The organism is Pseudomonas sp. PICF6, from assembly GCF_009831705.1.
Lineage (GTDB): Bacteria > Pseudomonadota > Gammaproteobacteria > Pseudomonadales > Pseudomonadaceae > Aquipseudomonas > Aquipseudomonas rhizophila.
The window spans coordinates 90,454-107,461 of the sequence record NZ_WUUD01000025.1 but is presented as its reverse complement, the minus strand read 5'-3'; the positions used below and the strand labels follow the sequence as shown (position 1 = coordinate 107,461).

Genomic DNA, 17,008 nt, shown 5'->3' with positions numbered 1-17,008 from the left:
AAGAAGAGGCCAAGAAAGCGGCCGCTGAAGAAGCGAAGAAAAAGATTGTCGAGGACGCGAAGAAAAAAGCGGCCGAAGACGCCAAGAAGAAAGCTGAAGCTGACGAGGCGAAAAAGAAAATCGCCGAAGACGCGAAGAAGAAAGCCGCCGCCGATGCCGCCAAGAAAAAGGCTCAGGACGCAGCGCGTAAATCCGCCGAAGAGAAAAAGAACATTCTGGTCACCAGCGGCAGCGATCGGGCGACCCCGATCGCCGTCGTACCGTTCGGCTGGCAGGGCGGTAGCGTCCTGCCGGACGACATGTCGGAAATCATTGGTAATGACCTGCGCAACTCGGGTTATTACGCGCCGATTCCGAAGCAGAACATGATCAGCCTGCCGACCCAGGCCAGCGAAGTCATCTATCGCGACTGGAAAGCCCTGGGCGCCCAGTACCTCATGGTCGGCAACATTGTGCCGGCCGGTGGTCGCCTGCAGGTGCAGTACACCCTGTTCAACGTCGCCACCGAGCAGCAAGTGCTGACCGGTAGTGTGTCGGGCAGCGTCGATCAGCTGCGTGACATGGCGCACTACATCTCCGATCAGTCGTTCGAGAAACTCACCGGCATCAAGGGTGCGTTCTCTACCCGCATGCTCTATGTGACGGCCGAACGCTTCTCTGAGAAAAACACCCGCTATACCTTGCAGCGTTCAGACTATGACGGTGCTCGTGCAGTGACCCTGCTGCAATCGCGCGAGCCGATCCTGTCGCCGCGTTTCGCCCCCGATGGCAAGCGCATCGCCTATGTTTCGTTCGAACAGAAGCGCCCGCGTATTTTCATGCAACACATTGACACCGGTCGCCGTGAGCAAATCACCAACTTCGAAGGCCTGAACGGTGCGCCAGCCTGGTCGCCGGACGGTACGCGCCTGGCATTCGTGCTGTCCAAGGACGGTAACCCGGACATCTATGTGATGAACCTGGCTTCGCGGGCGATTTCTCGCGTGACCAACGGTCCCGGCATCAACACCGAACCGTTCTGGGGCAAGGATGGCTCGACCATCTACTTCACCTCCGACCGTGGCGGCAAGCCGCAGATCTACAAGACCAGCGCCAGTGGTGGCGGTGCCGAACGCGTAACCTTCGTCGGTAACTACAACGCCAACCCTAAACTGTCGGCGGACGAAAAGACCCTGGTGATGATCCATCGCCAGGATGGCTTTACCAATTTCAAGGTGGCGGCTCAGGATCTGCAGCGCGGTAGTGTAAAGATCCTCACTGATAGCACTCTGGACGAGTCACCTACTGTTGCGCCCAACGGCACCATGGTAATCTACGCCACCCGCCAGCAGGGCCGGGGAGTCTTGATGCTCGTGTCCATTAATGGACGCGTGAGGCTCCCGCTTCCTACCGCACAAGGCGAAGTCAGAGAACCGTCCTGGTCCCCTTACCTGAACTGACGCGGCGCAATACGTTTTACTTAACACACTGGGGTTCATTAGGAGTTTCACGATGGAAATGCTGAAGTTTGGTAAATTTGCTGCGCTGGCTCTGGCCATGGCTGTAGCTGTAGGTTGCTCGTCCAAAGGCGGCGACAACGCCGGTGAAGGCGCTGTTGATCCAAACGCTGGTTACGGCGCTAACACTGGTGCAGTTGATGGCTCCCTGAGCGAAGAAGCTGCTCTGCGCGCAATCACCACCTTCTACTTCGAATACGACAGCTCGGACCTGAAGCCAGAAGCCATGCGCGCTCTGGACGTTCACGCCAAAGACCTGAAGTCGAACGGTGCTCGCATCGTTCTGGAAGGCAACACCGACGAACGTGGTACTCGTGAGTACAACATGGCACTGGGCGAGCGTCGTGCGAAAGCCGTTCAACGCTACCTGGTACTGCAAGGTGTTTCCCCAGCTCAGCTGGAACTGGTTTCCTACGGCGAAGAGCGTCCAGTTGCTACCGGCAACGACGAGCAGTCCTGGGCTCAAAACCGTCGCGTCGAACTGCGTAAGTAATTCGTCATGCGAACGTGCCGCCGTGCTGTAACTGTTCTGGCTCTCAGCCTCGCGCCGCTTGCGGCGTGGGCTGCGGTTCCCGTGGTCGATAATGATTCCGGCTATAACAATAGCGCAAGCAATTATCCGCCTGCAGGTTACGGTACGAGCGGCGCCTATGCCGGGGGAGGGGTTTCGGCCCCTGTCTCGGCACAGGGCCAGCTGTTCAACCAACTGCAGCAAATGCAAGACCAGATTTCACGCCAGCAAGGCGCGATTGAAGTTCTGCAAAATGAAGTTTCGCGCATGAAGCAGGAAAACCTGGAGCGATACCAGGATCTTGATCGGCGCATAGGAACCGGCGTTGCACCTGCCGCGACTCCTGAGAATTCTCCAGCCGGTGGCGACTTGAACGCCCCTGGCGCAGCCGCAGGCGCGGGAGCAACTGCTCCGGCACCTGCAGCCGGCGGTGAGCCGGCTGATCCGGCGAAGGAAAAGCTCTATTACGATGCGGCCTTCGATCTGATCAAAGCCAAGGATTTTGACAAGGCCAGTCTGGCCTTTGCCGCTTTCCTTCGCAAATACCCTAACAGCCAGTATGCGGGCAACGCCCAATATTGGCTGGGTGAAGTGAACCTGGCCAAGGGCGACCTGCAAGGTGCCGGTCAGGCCTTCGCCAAGGTCTCGCAGCTCTATCCCAAGCACGCCAAGGTGCCGGACTCGCTCTACAAGCTCGCTGACGTGGAGCGTCGCCTGGGCCACACCGACAAGGTCAAGGGCATTCTGGAGCAGGTGGTGGCCCAATACCCGGGTACCTCCGCCGCCCAATTGGCTCAGCGTGACTTGCAGCGTATGTGAGGCTGTTTGATCCGTTTCGAAGAAACCCGCGCTTGTCGCGGGTTTTTTCGTTAGAATTCACGCCCTTTTTATGAAACACGCTTCTTGGGATCTGCGCGTTGGCGGGGTTGCTGGAAGTGCCTGACGGAGGCGGACAGCCTGTTTAGCTGTTACGCCCGTGGCGACTATGCAAGACACATTGAGAATTACCGAAGTTTTTTACTCGTTGCAGGGTGAAACGCGAACGGCCGGGCTGCCCACAGTATTTGTGCGCCTCACCGGTTGCCCGTTGCGTTGCCAATACTGCGACAGTGCCTACGCCTTCAGTGGCGGCACCCTGCGCAGCCTCGACGACATCCTTGAGCAGGTGACCGGTTTTCGCCCGCGCTACGTCTGCGTTACGGGCGGCGAACCACTGGCGCAACCCAACGCGATCCCCTTGCTCAAGCGGTTGTGCGATGCCGGTTACGAGGTATCGCTGGAAACCAGCGGCGCCTTGGACATCGCACCCGTTGATCCGCGAGTCAGCCGCGTCGTCGATCTGAAGACCCCAGGGTCCAAGGAAGCCCATCGCAATCGCTATGAGAACATCGAACTGTTGACGCCCAACGATCAGGTCAAGTTCGTTATCTGCTCGCGGGAAGATTATGACTGGGCCGTGTCCAAGCTGATTCAATACGGGCTCGACCAGCGGGCTGGCGAAGTGTTGTTTTCGCCAAGTCATCATGACTTGAACGCCCGGGAGCTGGCGGACTGGGTGGTGGCGGACAATTTGCCGGTGCGCCTGCAATTGCAGCTGCATAAATATCTTTGGAACGACGAGCCGGGGCGCTGATATGACTGAACACTCGAACATTGCAGAAAAACGTGCCGTCATCCTGTTGTCCGGCGGCCTCGATTCCGCGACGGTCGTGGCCATGGCGCGTGCCGAGGGCTACCGCTGCTACACCATGAGTTTCGATTACGGCCAGCGCCACCGCGCCGAACTGCACGCCGCCGAGCGGGTGGCCCGGGACCTGGGTGTCGTCGAACACAAGGTGATCGGCCTGAACCTCAATGGCATCGGCGGCTCGGCCTTGACCGACAGCTCCATCGACGTGCCTGAAACTCCCAGCGAAGGCATCCCGGTGACCTACGTGCCGGCACGCAACACGGTGTTCCTGTCCCTGGCCCTGGGCTGGGCGGAGGTGCTGGGTGCCCGTGATATCTTCATCGGCGTCAACGCCGTGGATTATTCCGGCTACCCGGACTGCCGTCCGGAGTTCGTCGAAGCGTTCGAGCGTATGGCCAACCTGGCGACCAAGGCCGGTGTAGAAGGGCAGGGCTTCCGTATTCAGGCACCACTGCAGAATCTCAGCAAGGCCGACATCGTTCGGGCGGGGGTGAAGCTTGGCGTGGACTACGGGCTCACCGTTTCCTGCTATCAGGCTGACGATCAGGGGCGCGCCTGCGGCAAATGCGACAGCTGTCGCCTGCGTGCCGAAGGCTTCGCGGCGGCGGGTGTGAGCGATCCAACCCCTTATTTTTGATTTATTTCAAATTAGGTGTTGAATAGTCCTTAGAAATCAGTATTATACGCGCCACCACACAGCGGGTCGTTAGCTCAGTTGGTAGAGCAGTTGGCTTTTAACCAATTGGTCGTAGGTTCGAATCCCACACGACCCACCATTTTTAGCAGTTTTAAAAGTCTGGAAGGCCCACGAAAGTGAGGATTTCCGGATTTTTTTTTGCCTGTAGAAAACTCGCCGCTTGAAAACCGGAACCACCCGACGATTCGAGTGGTTCCCTGGGTTGTTAAAGCAAGCCGTCCTCGGCGCATACCTTCACGATCTGTTCGCGAAACCAGATGTTGGCGTTGTCCTGGCCGGGTTTCTCGCTCCACATCATATCCAGCGTAAAGTTCGGTAAGCCCACTGGTGGCCTGCGATGGCTGTATTTGCCTTCATCGCAGGTCAACGCCTGGATACGCCGAGGCAACGTCAGGATGAAGTCGGTTCCCGGAATCATATTCAGTGCTGCCACGTAGCTGTTGGCCCGAGCGACAATCTGTCGGTTGTAGCCTTGCCGGGCGAGCCAGCCGTCCACCATGTTGGTGTCGGAGGTCCAGGGCGTCGGAAAAACATGCTGGCAGGCGACGAACGCCTCCAGATCAAATTCCTCCCTGGGCAGTGAAAAGTCTTTATCGACCACGCAGACCAGTTCATCTTCCAGTAATACTTGCGAGCGCAACCCCTTCGCGCCGCGATGAAAGTTGGGGCCAAAACAAACAACCAGGTCGAATCGACCCTCCATCAATTCGTCAACCGGAATATCTTTGTGAAATTTCGTGATGTTAATGATGACGGGGAAACGGCTGCCAATGAATCGTTTCACTAGCTGGGGAAGTATAAGAAGTTCGAAATACTCCGGGGCGCAAATATTGAATGTTATTTCTTTCTGCGTGGGGTCGAATGTTTGAATGCCGGAGTGGCATATATTTATGGTCTTGAGGATGTTGAGTACATGGCTGTACATGGCCGTGGCTTTGTTCGTGGGCCGCATGCCACTACGGGTATTGATGAATAACTCATCTTCGAAACTTGTGCGCAGCTTCTTCAGGCAGTAGCTCACGGTTGACTGGCTCACACAAAGGGTCTCGGACACCTCGGTGACGCTGCTTTGCTCGTACACCGCGACAAACACCATCAGGTCCTGCATGTCCAGCTTTCTAAGCAAATTACTATTGAGCATAAGATCCTTCTCGGCGCAATCCATCAGCTAGCGTCCCTTGTTTTTATGACAAAGGGGTTTATTTATATATTAGCGGAAGGCATTTATTTTTTAAATGGCTTGTGGGAATTTTCTTAAATATGCTCGCCTCGCTTTTTATAGAAATCCTGCACAAGGACGGAGGAGGACGATATGCAAATTCGCGTCGCAGAAACTAAGACACCGTTATGGGTGCAAGCCACTGAAGTAGTGAAAGAGAAATTTCGCCGTTCTTATTCGGCGTCGGTTGAACCGAATCCACAATACTTTGCGGTCACCCAGGATCCGTCAGACCGTATTCTTGCCTGTGCCGGTATTACATTCGCGGACCACCGCACACTGTTTTCCGAGCAATACCTGGCGCAACCGATAGAAGTGATTTTGTCCCAGCGCCTGGAGAAAACCATCGACCGCTCAAACATTGTCGAGATCGGCAACCTGATCTCCCATCACCTGACGGCCGGCATGATTCTGGTCAACATGATTCCCCTGTTGTCCTGGTGCATGGGTGGGCATTACTTGTTGTGTACGGTGACACCCCGCGTTCGGCAAATGATGGAAAGTTGCCAAATCGATTTCGAGCCGCTGCTGACAGCAGACCCTGCGCGCCTGGGCGAGGAGGGTGGCAAGAACTGGGGGACTTATTACTCCAAATTGCCTGTCACCGGGTTCATCCGGGTAGACCCGCAGCGCTCGCGTTTCGCGGCCATGACGCTCAATACCTCGTTCACCCAACTGCCTGGCGATTCACTGGCGAGGGCGCAGCCATGAGCGGCGGATTTATCCATCACTTGCAAAGCGCGTTGCAAGACAATCGCCAGGCTGTCTGCGCGGTGGACTGGTCGGCGTCGGGCGGCGAGCCGGTGGCATTGACCTATGGCGAGCTGGAACATCGTGCCCTCAATCTGGCCGCCGAACTGCAACGGCGTTTTCCCAGCCCGGCCCATGGCGATCATGTGGTTTTGGGAATTGCCACGCGTAACAGCAGCGACTGGCTGGTGGCCGATCTTGCTTGCTTGTTTGCCGGGATTACCGCGTTACCGTTGCCATTGGCTTTCAGCCAGGCTCAGGCGGAGCACCTGGCCGAGCGTTGCGACGGGTTTGTAGTGGATGCCGCCGGGCAGCGGACACTGGCGCAGCGATGGAAGTTGAATTTCCCTGAAAGCCGTTTGCGCCACATCAGCGAGCCGGTCATCGAACAGCCTTTGTTGCATACGCCCGACGGTGATGAAGACTGGATCTGCAAAATCATTCACACCTCGGGCACGACCAGTCGCCCGAAGGGCGTGCAGTTGAGTACCCAGGCGGTCGGCGCCGTGCTGGCATCGCTGCGTCAACGTATGCCCGCCGATGCTCATCGCCGTTACCTGTCGCTGGTGCCCTTGAGTTTGCTGCTCGAACAGGTGACTGCCGCCTATCTACCGTTGCTGGCGGGCGGAACCGTGCATTTCTTGCCACCGAACGAAGCATTGCTCGGCGAGCCTGGGGCTTCGCCACAGCGTCTGGTCGAGTGGATCCTGCAGGTCCAGCCAACGGCCCTGACAGTGCCGCCGGTGATGGTCAACCGCTTCCTGGAACAAATGGACGAGGGCGGCGAGCAGGGCGAGAGACTGGCGCGCTATCTGCAATCGGGTGCGCATATTACCTGTGGCGGTGCGGCGGTCAGCATCGATGTACTGCGCGGACTGGAAGAACGGGGCATTGCTGTGTACCAAGGCTACGGCCTGTCCGAGAACGCCTCGGTGGTCAGCATGAACACCTTCGAACAGCAGCGCCTGGGCAGCGTGGGCAAACCCTTGCCCCATGTCCAGGTGCGTATCGGCGCCGACCAGACCATTGAGGTCAAGAGCAGCTCACTGTTCAGTGGCTATTCCGGCACGGACCCCAGTGCCTGCTCCATGTCTGCCGATGGCTGGATGGACACTGGAGACCTGGGCATGCTGGACGACGATGGCTACCTCTATGTGCACGGGCGTAAGAAGAACGTGATCTGCCTGCCCAACGGGCGCAACGTCAGCCCTGAACAGGTTGAGCTGGAGTATCGCAAATACCCCGGCGTCAACGATGCCGCAGTGTTTTTCGATGAGCACCATGGCCTGGTGGCGTTGCTGTGTGTCGAGTCGGCCCCCGCGCGCGATGAGCTGGTGGCCTGGTCCGCCCGGCGTTTTTCCGACATCGAAAGACCCAGCCGACTCTGGTTGTTGACCCAAGACGACCCGTTGATCGAGCAGCTTTACACCGTTACCGGCCGGCCAAAACGCGCCGACATCGCCACTGTTTTTTCCACTCTGCAAGGGATTGCATCCAATGACCACGCCTGCTTTTCACTTTGAAACCGCGGACATCTCCATCGTCGAGTCGCACCACTTCGCCAGCCTGGGCAAGAGCGAGCTGTATGAGCTGCTGGGCCATTACGGGGTCGTGCTGTTTCGTAACTGTATCCACAGCGCCGAAGATTTCAGCGCCTACGTCAAACAAAACAGTTCGCGGCTGAGCCTGGATCCGGCCCGCGTCATGGTGGGCGGCGCGGCACAGTTGGTGGACGCGGGACATCAGGCGGTTGGCCTGCACTGCGAAAACGGTAACTCGCCGTTCTGGCCGGACATGACTTGGTTCTATTGTCAGGAAGCACCACGCAAGGGGTCGCAAACGACGTTGTGTGACGGTGAGAAGGTGTTGGCGAAACTGTCTCCAGCCTGCCGCAGTTTTTTTGAAGAAAACCCTATCCGCTACAGCCGTACCGTTGCGGGGGAAAAGTGGCGTCGTTTGGTTTGCCACTATTCGCCAGCGTTGTCGGACCCGGCGGCCGTCGAAATCGAGGACCTGTGGCAAATCATCGGGGAGGACCCGCAGACGGTTATTTCCTTCAACCCGGCCGATGACTCCATTCACTACGCCTTCAGCACCCCGGCGATCCTCACGTCCGCGTTCAGCCAGCGTCCGGCCTTCGCCAACAGCATCCTGGGACCTTCCTTCAACTACGAAGCTCCGGTGATCGACACCGTGGGGGGGCAGCCGATTCCTGCCGGGTTTCTGCGGGAAATTGCCGAAGTGTCCGCCCAGTACACCTGCCCGGTTGGCTGGCGCGATCACGACGTGGTGATGATCGACAACCGTCGGGTCATGCACGGTCGTGAAACCATCGTCGACGAACGTCGACGCATCTTCAACGCCTTGAGCTATCGCTGAGACTCATCATGACGAACAACAACAAATACATTGTCAGTGGACAGTACGAGAGTTATCTCGATGGCGATGGCCGGCAGATTATCGACCTGAGCGGCGGGTTCGGTTTCCAGGTGCCGCCGGTGATCGAGGCGGTCAGTCGCCAAGCGGACATCATGGGGTTATCCAACCGGGTGCTGATGTCCCAACCGCTTATTGCCTTGTGCCGACGCCTGGCCGAGCTGCTGCCTGCGCCGCTCGTCAACTCTTATGTGTGCAGCTCCGGGGATGAGGCGTTCGAGGGCGCATTGAAGTTGTGCAAGGGCCTCAAGCCCAAGGGCAACACCATCGTGTTCATCCAGGGGGGGGATTATGGCGCGCTGACCTACGGACGTTGCCTCAGCGCCGCGCAAGATGATCTGGCCGTGCAGAGTTTTCTAGGGTTCAAGCGAGTGGCGATTCGGCATCTCGCTGACCTGGACACGGTGGACTGGAGCGATTGTTTCGCGGTGTGCCACAGCAACACCCGCGTGGATGCCAGCGGCCAATTGCAACTGCTCGATCCTGCACTGCTCGAGCAATTGCATGCCCGCGCAGCACAGGCTGGCGCGCCGGTCATCGCGGTCGACACCCACAGTTGCCTCGGTAGCTTGGGGACGCTGTTCGGTTTCCAGCGTTATCGTCCTGTCCCGGACATTGTCGTGCTTGGGGGCCCCTTGGGGGGCAGCGCGATTCCCATCGGCACCTATACCTGCAGCGAGCGCATGGCCTGGCAGGTCTATGGGCGCAGCAGTCCGGCCAAACACGGCAGCACCACCGCTGGTAATCCGATGGCGTGTGTAGCGGCCCTGGCAGCCCTGGATTATGTGCAGGCCCACGACTCGCCTCTGCATTGTCTGGAGAACGGTCAGCGGCTGGTGCAAACCCTGGCGCCATTCGGAGCGGTGGCCGTGGGTGGCTGGGTCAGTCTGCCGCTGGCCGATGATCTGCAACCGTCCCTGCTGTGCGAAGCGCTTTACCAGCAAGGCGTTTATATCAGCCCACCCCGGGGCCGCGAATTGATCTTGCGCTGCCCGATCACTGCACGCCCCGAACAGATTCAACGTGCCGCCCACCTCATCAAGGAGACGCTAAGCCATGTCCTTACTCAGGCCGCATGAACAACTGCTGGATGATTGCCAGCGGCACTGGAGCGCCTCGGCGGCCAAGCTGTATCGCCTGGGCAAGACCAGCGTAGAACAGCAGACCGATGGCATCCATGTCACCGATCACACCGGCAAGCGCTTCATTGACTGCGCGTGCAGCTACGGGGTGTTTATCGTCGGGCATCGCAACCCGACGGTGCGTGAGCAGGTGCAGGCGCAATTGAATCAGTTGGCCTGGGTCCCGGAAGGCCGGCGCCATCCGCTTCAAGACAAGCTTTCCGAGCGGCTTTGCCAACTGGTGCCGGGAGAATGGGGCGACGTGCAATTCATGGTCTCGGGTGCCGAGGCCGTCGAGCAGAGTCTGCGTTATGTGCTGCGGATCCAGCCTCAGCGGCGCAGGATCGTCGTGATGAGCGGCTCTTATCATGGCAAGACTTTGGCGGCGATGAGCATTCTGGGCCAGCAACAGCACCACAGCAGTTATGGCATCGCTTGCCCCGAAGTGACCTGTGTCCCCTACGGCGATTTCGCCGCCCTGCAAAAGGCCGTGGGCGAGGGTGTCTGTGCGGTGTACGTCGAGCCGATTCTGGGCGGCGCTCATCTGCAGGTGCCCCCGGTGGGCTACATGGCCAACCTTCGAGCCTTGTGCGACGCCACGGGCACGCTGCTGGTGGCGGATGAAATCCAGACCGGTTTCGGCCGTTGCGGCAAATGGTTCGCCGTGCAATATGACGACGTGGTGCCTGACATCATGATCCTCTCCAAGGGCCTGACCGGCGGCTACACCTCGTTCGCTTGCGCCATGTACAGCCGGCGCCTGGCCACCCAGTATCCACTCAGCGAAATCGAGCCCGACACGCGAACCAATGGCGGGCATCCGCTAGCGTGTGCCTCGGCGCTCGCGGCCATCGACTACATCGAGCAACACAACCTGGTGGAGCTGTCGCGGGTCAACGGTGGGTTGCTGCGCCACGGTCTGCAACGACTGGCCTTGCGTTATCCGCACATCATCGAGGATGTGCCGGGCGTCGGCCTGATGACGGGCCTGCGCCTGCGTGGTTCGGTCTATGAGGCGCTGATGAGCATGGAACTTGGCAAGCGTGGCGTCCACGCCGGGCATTCCATGAATGAAAAGGCCGAACGCCCGGTGCTGCGTTTTTATCCGCCGCTGAATATCACGCCCGAAGCCTTGCAGCATGTCCTGGCGATGATCGAAGAGTCCCTGCAAGCCATCGATCGGCGCCCGGCGCTGGCGGTGAAAGCGTTTTCCCTAGTGGTGCGCAACATGTATCTGTTGCCCAACAAGTGGCTGCGCAGCAAGGAGGCGTCATGAGCCTGTTCAACCCCGATACGCTGACCCTGCGGGAAATGGCCGGTCTGCTGCGACGTGGCGTGCTGACCAGTGTCACGTTGCTGGAGTTTTACCTGCAACGCATCGCTGAGCGTAACCGGCACATCAACGCACTGATCCAGCTGGCGCCAGTCGAGGAACTGCGGCGCCAGGCTCGCGAGGCTGACGAGATGGCGCGCGTTGGCCAGATCAGTGGCCCGCTGCATGGCATTCCCATCACCATCAAGGATGTCCTGCATGTGCGTGGTTTCAAGATGTCCCGAGGGCTGGGGGAGCTGTTGGGCGAACCCAGCGAGCAGGACGCAACGGCCGTTGCCCGGCTTCGACAGGCCGGGGCGATCATTCTGGGCATCAGCAATGTGCCTGAACTGTGCATGGCTTTCGAAACCGAAAACCTGGTCTATGGCCGGACCCTGAACCCCCACGACCTGCAACGCTCCGCCGGCGGCAGCAGCGGCGGTGAGGCAGCGGCGATCGCTGCCGGATGCTCGCCGGCCGGGCTGGCGTCCGATGCATGTGGCAGTGTGCGGATACCGGCGCACTTCAATGGCATCTGCGGCTTGAAACTGACCCAGGGGCGGGTGCCGCTGACCGGCCAGTTTCCCAATGACCGTTCCGGGCTGTTCCACATGACCTCGGCCTTTGGCGTGATGGGCCGCTATGTCGATGACCTGGCGCTGCTGGGCCAATTGATCAGCGGTGCCGACGGGCAGGATCCGGACACCGTCGATGTACCGTTCACCGCCAGCGAGCCGCTGGCCAACCTGCGGGTGGCGCTGTTCTCGGCGTCGAGCCGCCCGCCGGTCAGCGCGGCGGTGAGCCAGGTATTGCAGCACGTCGAACGATGCCTGGGTCCGGTGGTGGCCGAGGTGAGCACGGTCGCGCCGCCGATGCTCGATGAGGCCTGTGATGTGCTGTGGCGGGTGTTCATCACCGGCGCTGACGCCGGTCGCGGTTGGCGGCAATTGTTCGAGTCCATGAACAAGCGACGTTTTACCCCGGCCATCGCTCAATTGCTGGACATGAGCGAAGCGGTGGAGTTGACCGTGGATGAGGTCAAACGCGACTGGATCATGATCGATACGTTTCGCTATGAGTTGGCGAAATTCTTCAAGCAGCATGACCTGTTCATCTGCCCGGTATTTCCGGACGTGGCGTTCCGTCACGGGGAGTCCCTGGAGGATCGCGACCGGTATGCCTTCGTGTTCCCGTTCAGCCTCAGCGGTTCCCCGGCAGTAGTGATCCGCGCCGGAACGGACCCGACTACCGGGATGCCTATCGGCATCCAGATTGTCGGGCCTCATTGGCAGGAAGAACGGTTGTTGGCAGTGGCTGCTTTCCTGGAGCGTGAGCTGGAGCGCTGGAGTCCGGTTACGCCCCGTCCGGCATCGACGTACTGACCGCCCTCAAGCCGTGACGGTTCTGGTGTTTCGGCTGCTGAGCACCAGTGCCAGCATGCCGATACCCACCAGGGCAGCACCGAGGATCTCGATCATCAGCGGTTGCTGCCTGAGCCAGAACCAGTGCAGTACGGTCACGAACAGGGTGCTGAGGTAGACATAGGAAACCACCGTGGACGGCGCGATTACCCCAATTGCCCGGTGCAACAGCCAGAAAGTGGCGAGGGTGCCGAACACGGCCAGGTACATCAGCCAGCCGATGTCCAGCGTCGACAACTGCAGAGCGCTGCGCCAGCCGCCGCTGAACAGGCAAAACACCAGCAGAAACAGCGCCCCGAACAGCATGTTCCAGAACGTCATCGTCACCGGGTCGCGGCCTTTCAGCGCGCGGACCTTGAACCGTTGGCTGAGGGGGGAATACAGCGCCATCGCCAGGCAACCGGCGCCGAAAACCAGCACGGGATAGAGCGCCGGCAATTGTCCCGGAGCCGACCCCTTGAGGGTCAGCAACACTGCGCCGATCGCTGCGGTCGACATCGGCAGCAGGCGGGTCTTGAGGCTTGGGTTGGGCAGCAGAAATACCTCGAACAACAAGGTCATCAACGGCACCAGCGTGTACAGCGTCGCGGTATTGACCGCCGAGGTGTAGCGCAACGCTTCGAACAACGAACCGAAGTACGTTGCCAGCAACAGGCCAAGTACGGCATGGGCCAGCAGGCCTTTGCCGGAGACAGGCGAGGTTTTTTTCAGCAGTAACAGCGGCAGGAACATCAGGGCGGAAAACAGCAGTCGCAAGCCGGTGAGCAGGATCGGATCGATTGACTGACTGACCTGCGCCGCGGCAAAGAACGACGCTGCGATCAGGATTGCCCAGATGAGCATGCCCCAGTGAGCGGCTGCGAAACCGACGTTTTTCATCAAGGTTCTATTCCTGCTTTCAAATACCGGAACGTCATGAGGGACAAATCGGCCGGCTGTCATGGTGAGTGTGAAAAACAGGGCCGCAGTCAACTGCAGCCCTTTGACGTCACTAGCTGATATGTCGCGCGTAGTGTTTGGGATTGAAGCGCAGGACCATCACGATCATCAGCGCCATGACCGCGGTGAGCGACCACCAGGCCCATTCGAAGCTGCCCAACTGATCGCGGATCATCCCGGCAATCAACGGCGAGAGGCCGGCGATCAGGTAGCCGATACCTTGCACGAACGCCGTCAGACCACCGGCCCGACGTGGGTTGTCCAAGTGATCGAGGGACACGATCAGGCTCATCGGGAACAGACCGCCAATGCCCAGCCCCAGCAGGCAAGGCCACAACAGGCTGAAGCGGTCCGGGCTGAGGATCAGGCCGCAGAACCCCGCGATGATCAGGGCCAGCAAAACCGCCAGGACCAGGCGCTTATCCTGGCTGCGGTTGGCAATCGCCGGGGTGACGAGGCCGGACAATACTTCCATCGCGGTGAGGAACCCCAGCAGCAGGCCGGCGTGCTGTTCGCTCCAGCCTTTCTCCACGTAATACGGCGCCAGCCACGCCAGCACGCAGGTGTAGGAGGCGGTACCGAGGCCGAAGAAGATCGCCAGCAGCCAGGCCCGCGAATTGCTGAAAAACGATTCCTGGCGCTGCGCCGGGGCTGCGGGCAAAGGCGTGACGGCCGCGCGCTGGGCGTACCAGCAGCCCAGGGCGATCAGCGCCAGCAGTGCCCAGATCGCCAGGCCGATACGCCAGCTGCCGGTCTGCGCCAGGACGAACGGTGAAAACGACGCCGCAAGCGCCGCGCCGCCCATGATGGACGTGACGTACAGGCCCATAAACAACGAGACATTGTCGGCGAAGCGCGATTTGATCAGCGCCGGCATCACGGCCTGGATCAGGGCGATACCGATCCCCGCCAGCACCGCGCTGATAATCAGCTCGACGGCGCTGTCCAGGTACAGGCGCGATGCCGTGGCGATGCCGATGATCAGCAGCGACAGCACGATGGTGCGGTGCTCACCGATGCGCAGGGCAATGCGCATGCCCAAGAACATCGCCAGACCCATGGCCATGACCGGCAACATGGTCAGTAACGAAGCGGTGCTGAAACTCAGCGGCACCTCGCCGCGAATGGCTGATAACAATGGCCCGACAGCCGCCATAGAGGGGCGCAGGTTCAGTGCCACCAACACCACGCTGACCATCAGCCAGACGGCGTGGGTGCTTGAAGTTCGAACGTTTTCCATAACAGAGCCTTGCTGGATAAAGCTCCATTTAGGCTGGGATGTGAGGGGTGGGGCAAACTGAAATCTGGTGGGGGGTATTTAAAAATCAGGTGCACTCCAAACCCCTGTTCAGCGGAGTCAGTCGTGCTATTCCATCGCCGGACTCAACGTCCCGAGCCATGCCACCAACGCCAGTATTACCACCGCCACGGACAATTCCAGAGCCATGCTGCGCCGCAGGGCATTGACCGCCACGCTGTGCTCCCCGGTCTGCCGAGCCTGTTCCAGCAACGGGCTCAGATGAAAACGATTCAGCGCGGCAAACACCAGCATCGCCGCGAACAACACGACTTTAAGCGCCAGCAATTGACCATAGGTGCTATCCAGCAGCCCGTCGACGCGAGGACCGACGATGAACAGATAGTTCACCACCCCTGTCACACTGATCACCACCACAATCACCGCCCCGGCTGTTTCAAACCCGGTCAGGGTTCGCGCCAGGACCGGCAGCCGGTGTTCAGCACGGCGAAGTAGCAGGGCAAACGCAGTCAGGGCGCCCACCCAGCCGCCCGCCGCCCACAGGTGCAGAAAATCGGTGATGAAGTGCCAGTTACGGCGCAGGCCTTCGTCCATGGCGCCATGCCCGGCCCAGGCCAGTGTCGCCAGGGCCACGGCACCGCTGAGGGTGACCAGCCACAAGCTGACGGTCGGTGCCGGGTGGTTCAGGGCCACAGCAATTGTCGCCAGCAACAGCGCCGCGATCCGAACACTCCAGCTCACACCCACGTCGGTCTCGAACACCATCATTTCAATGTGCGGCAACAGCTCGTTCCAGTCGGTGACGCCGCTCATGGCCCAGGCCATGCACAGCATGGCGGCCACCGACAACAGCACGCCAAACAGCGCTGTGGTCAGCACAAGTGCTTTGAAGTGCACCACCACGCCCGAGATCCGCTCTGGACCGCGCAAGCTATACAGACCGAACGCGGCCAGGCCGAACAACACCATCAGATCCAGGTACAGGGCCAAGCGCAGAACAATGTTGAGCAGGTCAATGTTGATCGAGGCGCTCAAGTCACTTCACCTTGAACGTGACATTGCCGGTGATCGGGTGAGTATCGGACGACACCGCGCGCCACTGGACCTGGTAGGTGCCGGTGGTGAGCGGAGCGTTCGGGGTAATGACCATGGTTTTGGGGTCATCGCTGCCGGAGACCTTGGCCTTCATGGGCATGGGCGAGTGCGCCGACATGCCGGGCATCCCGGTCATGACCAGCTTGGCGCCGGAGAACTTGGTCATCAGGTTCTCGGAAAAATGCAGTTCGATCTTTGCCGGCGCCGCACCTTCAGCACCTTCAGCGGGCGTGGAGGAAAGCAGCTTTGGGTGCGCTTGGGCCAGGCCACTGATCAACAGGCCTGTGGACAGCGCGACGGTGACTACAGCGGTTCTGATAAATGACATGCAAGGACTCCTACAGCTCAGGTTTCTAGTTTTTTAGTTGACTGCGATTACAACCACCCTCAGAACCACATGCGCACGCCCAGCACCAGGCGTGCCTCGCTGCGGTCTTCGTTCTCTTCCCGGGCGTAGTCGGCAGTGTTGCCGTAGACGCGGTTCCAGGTGACGCCGATATAAGGGGCGAACTCACGGCGGATTTCGTAGCGCAGCCGCACACCCACTTCAGTGTCCGACAGCCCGGAGCCGACACCGCGATCGGGATCGTTCTTGCCGTAAAAGTTGGCTTCGGCGGTGGGTTGCAGGATCAGACGATTGGTCAGCAGGATGTCGTAGTCGCCTTCCAGGCGCACCGCACTCTGACCGCCTTCGCCGATGAACGCGGTGGCCTCGGCTTCAAAGTTATACAGCGCCATGCCCTGTACACCGAAGGCGGCCCAGGTTTGCGGGTCGCCCGGCTTGAAATCCTGGCGCACGCCGGCGACCAGGTCCCACCAGGGGCTGACGGCATGTCCCCACAGGGCCTGGAGTTCGGCTTCCTCGGTCTTGCCGTTGGTGCGTTCGCCTTCGGAGCGCAGCCACAAGCGATCGATGTCGCCGCCGATCCAGCCCGAGGCGTCCCAGCTCAGGGCACTGCCATCATCGGCGTCTTGCCATTCCAATTGGTCGATGAGCAAGAATGAATGGATGGCGCTGTCATGCACGGCATGGCCGCCATGGTCTTCGTAGACGGCGGCGCGG

General features: G+C 59.9%; 17 protein-coding genes and 1 tRNA gene. 12 read left to right on the top strand and 6 right to left on the bottom strand.

The genetic code is table 11. The annotated features are described in order from the left end of the window. Positions 1-44 precede the first annotated feature (44 nt). The 6 genes from tolB to GSM73_RS16460 all read left to right on the top strand — a co-directional run bounded on the left by tolB (position 45) and on the right by GSM73_RS16460 (position 4,473). Entirely contained in the window at positions 45-1,439 is a 1,395-nt protein-coding gene (gene tolB / locus GSM73_RS16485) for a Tol-Pal system beta propeller repeat protein TolB (protein WP_372241390.1), read from the top strand. Between the two features lie 52 nt (positions 1,440-1,491). Beyond that, on the top strand, positions 1,492-1,989 hold the full coding sequence (pal, locus tag GSM73_RS16480; protein WP_047227063.1) for a peptidoglycan-associated lipoprotein Pal: 498 nt from the start codon (positions 1,492-1,494) through the stop codon (positions 1,987-1,989). Positions 1,990-1,995: 6 nt separating this feature from the next. After that, the gene (gene ybgF, locus GSM73_RS16475) at positions 1,996-2,826 is read left to right on the top strand and encodes a tol-pal system protein YbgF (protein WP_047227062.1); all 831 of its coding nucleotides are present in this window, start codon (positions 1,996-1,998) and stop codon (positions 2,824-2,826) included. A gap of 166 nt (positions 2,827-2,992) precedes the next feature. Further along, positions 2,993-3,640 carry a 7-carboxy-7-deazaguanine synthase QueE gene (queE, locus tag GSM73_RS16470; protein WP_160893250.1) on the top strand — a complete coding sequence of 216 codons (648 nt, stop codon included), beginning with the start codon at positions 2,993-2,995 and terminating at the stop codon, positions 3,638-3,640. A gap of 19 nt (positions 3,641-3,659) precedes the next feature. After that, the gene (gene queC, locus GSM73_RS16465; protein ID WP_171061329.1) at positions 3,660-4,334 is read left to right on the top strand and encodes a 7-cyano-7-deazaguanine synthase QueC; all 675 of its coding nucleotides are present in this window, start codon (positions 3,660-3,662) and stop codon (positions 4,332-4,334) included. Between the two features lie 63 nt (positions 4,335-4,397). Further along, positions 4,398-4,473, top strand: a tRNA-Lys gene (locus GSM73_RS16460). A gap of 126 nt (positions 4,474-4,599) precedes the next feature. On the opposite strand, the gene GSM73_RS16455 is transcribed toward GSM73_RS16460, so the two are convergent. Then, positions 4,600-5,535: a LysR family transcriptional regulator gene (locus GSM73_RS16455; RefSeq protein WP_047227126.1), complete on the bottom strand. Its 936-nt coding sequence runs from the start codon at positions 5,533-5,535 to the stop codon at positions 4,600-4,602. A 171-nt stretch (positions 5,536-5,706) separates the two neighbouring features. Between GSM73_RS16455 and GSM73_RS16450 the strand changes: the two genes are divergently transcribed. Genes GSM73_RS16450 through GSM73_RS16425 form a run of 6 tightly spaced genes read left to right on the top strand, consistent with a single transcriptional unit; the run spans position 5,707 to position 12,614 of the window. Further along, positions 5,707-6,324, top strand: a complete 618-nt coding sequence (locus tag GSM73_RS16450) for a thermostable hemolysin (protein WP_047227059.1) — start codon at positions 5,707-5,709, stop codon at positions 6,322-6,324. Then, positions 6,321-7,886, top strand: coding sequence for an AMP-binding protein (locus GSM73_RS16445; RefSeq protein WP_107321975.1), 1,566 nt, complete (start codon positions 6,321-6,323; stop codon positions 7,884-7,886). The genes GSM73_RS16450 and GSM73_RS16445 overlap by 4 nt, the downstream gene beginning before the upstream one ends. Beyond that, positions 7,861-8,742, top strand: coding sequence for a TauD/TfdA family dioxygenase (locus tag GSM73_RS16440; protein WP_047227057.1), 882 nt, complete (start codon positions 7,861-7,863; stop codon positions 8,740-8,742). Before GSM73_RS16445 ends, GSM73_RS16440 begins: the two co-directional genes overlap by 26 nt. Positions 8,743-8,750: 8 nt before the next feature. Next, complete coding sequence (locus tag GSM73_RS16435) at positions 8,751-9,878, top strand: aminotransferase class III-fold pyridoxal phosphate-dependent enzyme (protein ID WP_160893248.1); 1,128 nt, start codon at positions 8,751-8,753, stop codon at positions 9,876-9,878. Then, positions 9,856-11,196 (top strand): aspartate aminotransferase family protein, encoded by a 1,341-nt coding sequence (locus GSM73_RS16430; RefSeq protein ID WP_107321977.1) that lies wholly within the window; start codon positions 9,856-9,858, stop codon positions 11,194-11,196. The genes GSM73_RS16435 and GSM73_RS16430 overlap by 23 nt, the downstream gene beginning before the upstream one ends. After that, complete coding sequence (locus tag GSM73_RS16425) at positions 11,193-12,614, top strand: amidase (RefSeq protein WP_177513902.1); 1,422 nt, start codon at positions 11,193-11,195, stop codon at positions 12,612-12,614. The genes GSM73_RS16430 and GSM73_RS16425 overlap by 4 nt, the downstream gene beginning before the upstream one ends. Before the next feature lie 6 nt (positions 12,615-12,620). Here the strand turns inward: GSM73_RS16425 and GSM73_RS16420 are convergent, their stop codons facing one another. The 5 genes from GSM73_RS16420 to GSM73_RS16400 all read right to left on the bottom strand — a co-directional run. Then, positions 12,621-13,532 (bottom strand): DMT family transporter, encoded by a 912-nt coding sequence (locus GSM73_RS16420; protein WP_160893246.1) that lies wholly within the window; start codon positions 13,530-13,532, stop codon positions 12,621-12,623. A gap of 112 nt (positions 13,533-13,644) precedes the next feature. After that, complete coding sequence (locus GSM73_RS16415) at positions 13,645-14,832, bottom strand: cyanate transporter (RefSeq protein ID WP_160893244.1); 1,188 nt, start codon at positions 14,830-14,832, stop codon at positions 13,645-13,647. Between the two features lie 126 nt (positions 14,833-14,958). Beyond that, complete coding sequence (gene copD / locus GSM73_RS16410; protein WP_256676933.1) at positions 14,959-15,885, bottom strand: copper homeostasis membrane protein CopD; 927 nt, start codon at positions 15,883-15,885, stop codon at positions 14,959-14,961. Position 15,886: 1 nt separating this feature from the next. Further along, a complete protein-coding gene (copC, locus tag GSM73_RS16405) occupies positions 15,887-16,273 on the bottom strand; it encodes a copper homeostasis periplasmic binding protein CopC (RefSeq protein ID WP_047227052.1) in 387 nt (128 codons plus the stop codon). Positions 16,274-16,332: 59 nt separating this feature from the next. Next, the coding region (locus tag GSM73_RS16400; protein ID WP_256676932.1) for a copper resistance protein B at positions 16,333-17,008 on the bottom strand (676 nt) is incomplete at its 5' end.

Bases quoted from the DNA above. Each gene is read 5' to 3' on its own strand.
- GSM73_RS16420 (WP_160893246.1), bottom strand. From the start codon at position 13,532: ATGAAAAACGTCGGTTTCGCAGCCGCTCACTGGGGCATGCTCATCTGG.
- GSM73_RS16415 (WP_160893244.1), bottom strand. From the start codon at position 14,832: ATGGAAAACGTTCGAACTTCAAGCACCCACGCCGTCTGGCTGATGGTC.
- GSM73_RS16455 (WP_047227126.1), bottom strand. From the start codon at position 5,535: ATGCTCAATAGTAATTTGCTTAGAAAGCTGGACATGCAGGACCTGATG.
- pal (WP_047227063.1), top strand. From the start codon at position 1,492: ATGGAAATGCTGAAGTTTGGTAAATTTGCTGCGCTGGCTCTGGCCATG.
- queE (WP_160893250.1), top strand. From the start codon at position 2,993: ATGCAAGACACATTGAGAATTACCGAAGTTTTTTACTCGTTGCAGGGT.
- copC (WP_047227052.1), bottom strand. From the start codon at position 16,273: ATGTCATTTATCAGAACCGCTGTAGTCACCGTCGCGCTGTCCACAGGC.
- GSM73_RS16445 (WP_107321975.1), top strand. From the start codon at position 6,321: ATGAGCGGCGGATTTATCCATCACTTGCAAAGCGCGTTGCAAGACAAT.
- ybgF (WP_047227062.1), top strand. From the start codon at position 1,996: ATGCGAACGTGCCGCCGTGCTGTAACTGTTCTGGCTCTCAGCCTCGCG.
- GSM73_RS16425 (WP_177513902.1), top strand. From the start codon at position 11,193: ATGAGCCTGTTCAACCCCGATACGCTGACCCTGCGGGAAATGGCCGGT.
- GSM73_RS16450 (WP_047227059.1), top strand. From the start codon at position 5,707: ATGCAAATTCGCGTCGCAGAAACTAAGACACCGTTATGGGTGCAAGCC.
- GSM73_RS16440 (WP_047227057.1), top strand. From the start codon at position 7,861: ATGACCACGCCTGCTTTTCACTTTGAAACCGCGGACATCTCCATCGTC.
- GSM73_RS16435 (WP_160893248.1), top strand. From the start codon at position 8,751: ATGACGAACAACAACAAATACATTGTCAGTGGACAGTACGAGAGTTAT.
- GSM73_RS16430 (WP_107321977.1), top strand. From the start codon at position 9,856: ATGTCCTTACTCAGGCCGCATGAACAACTGCTGGATGATTGCCAGCGG.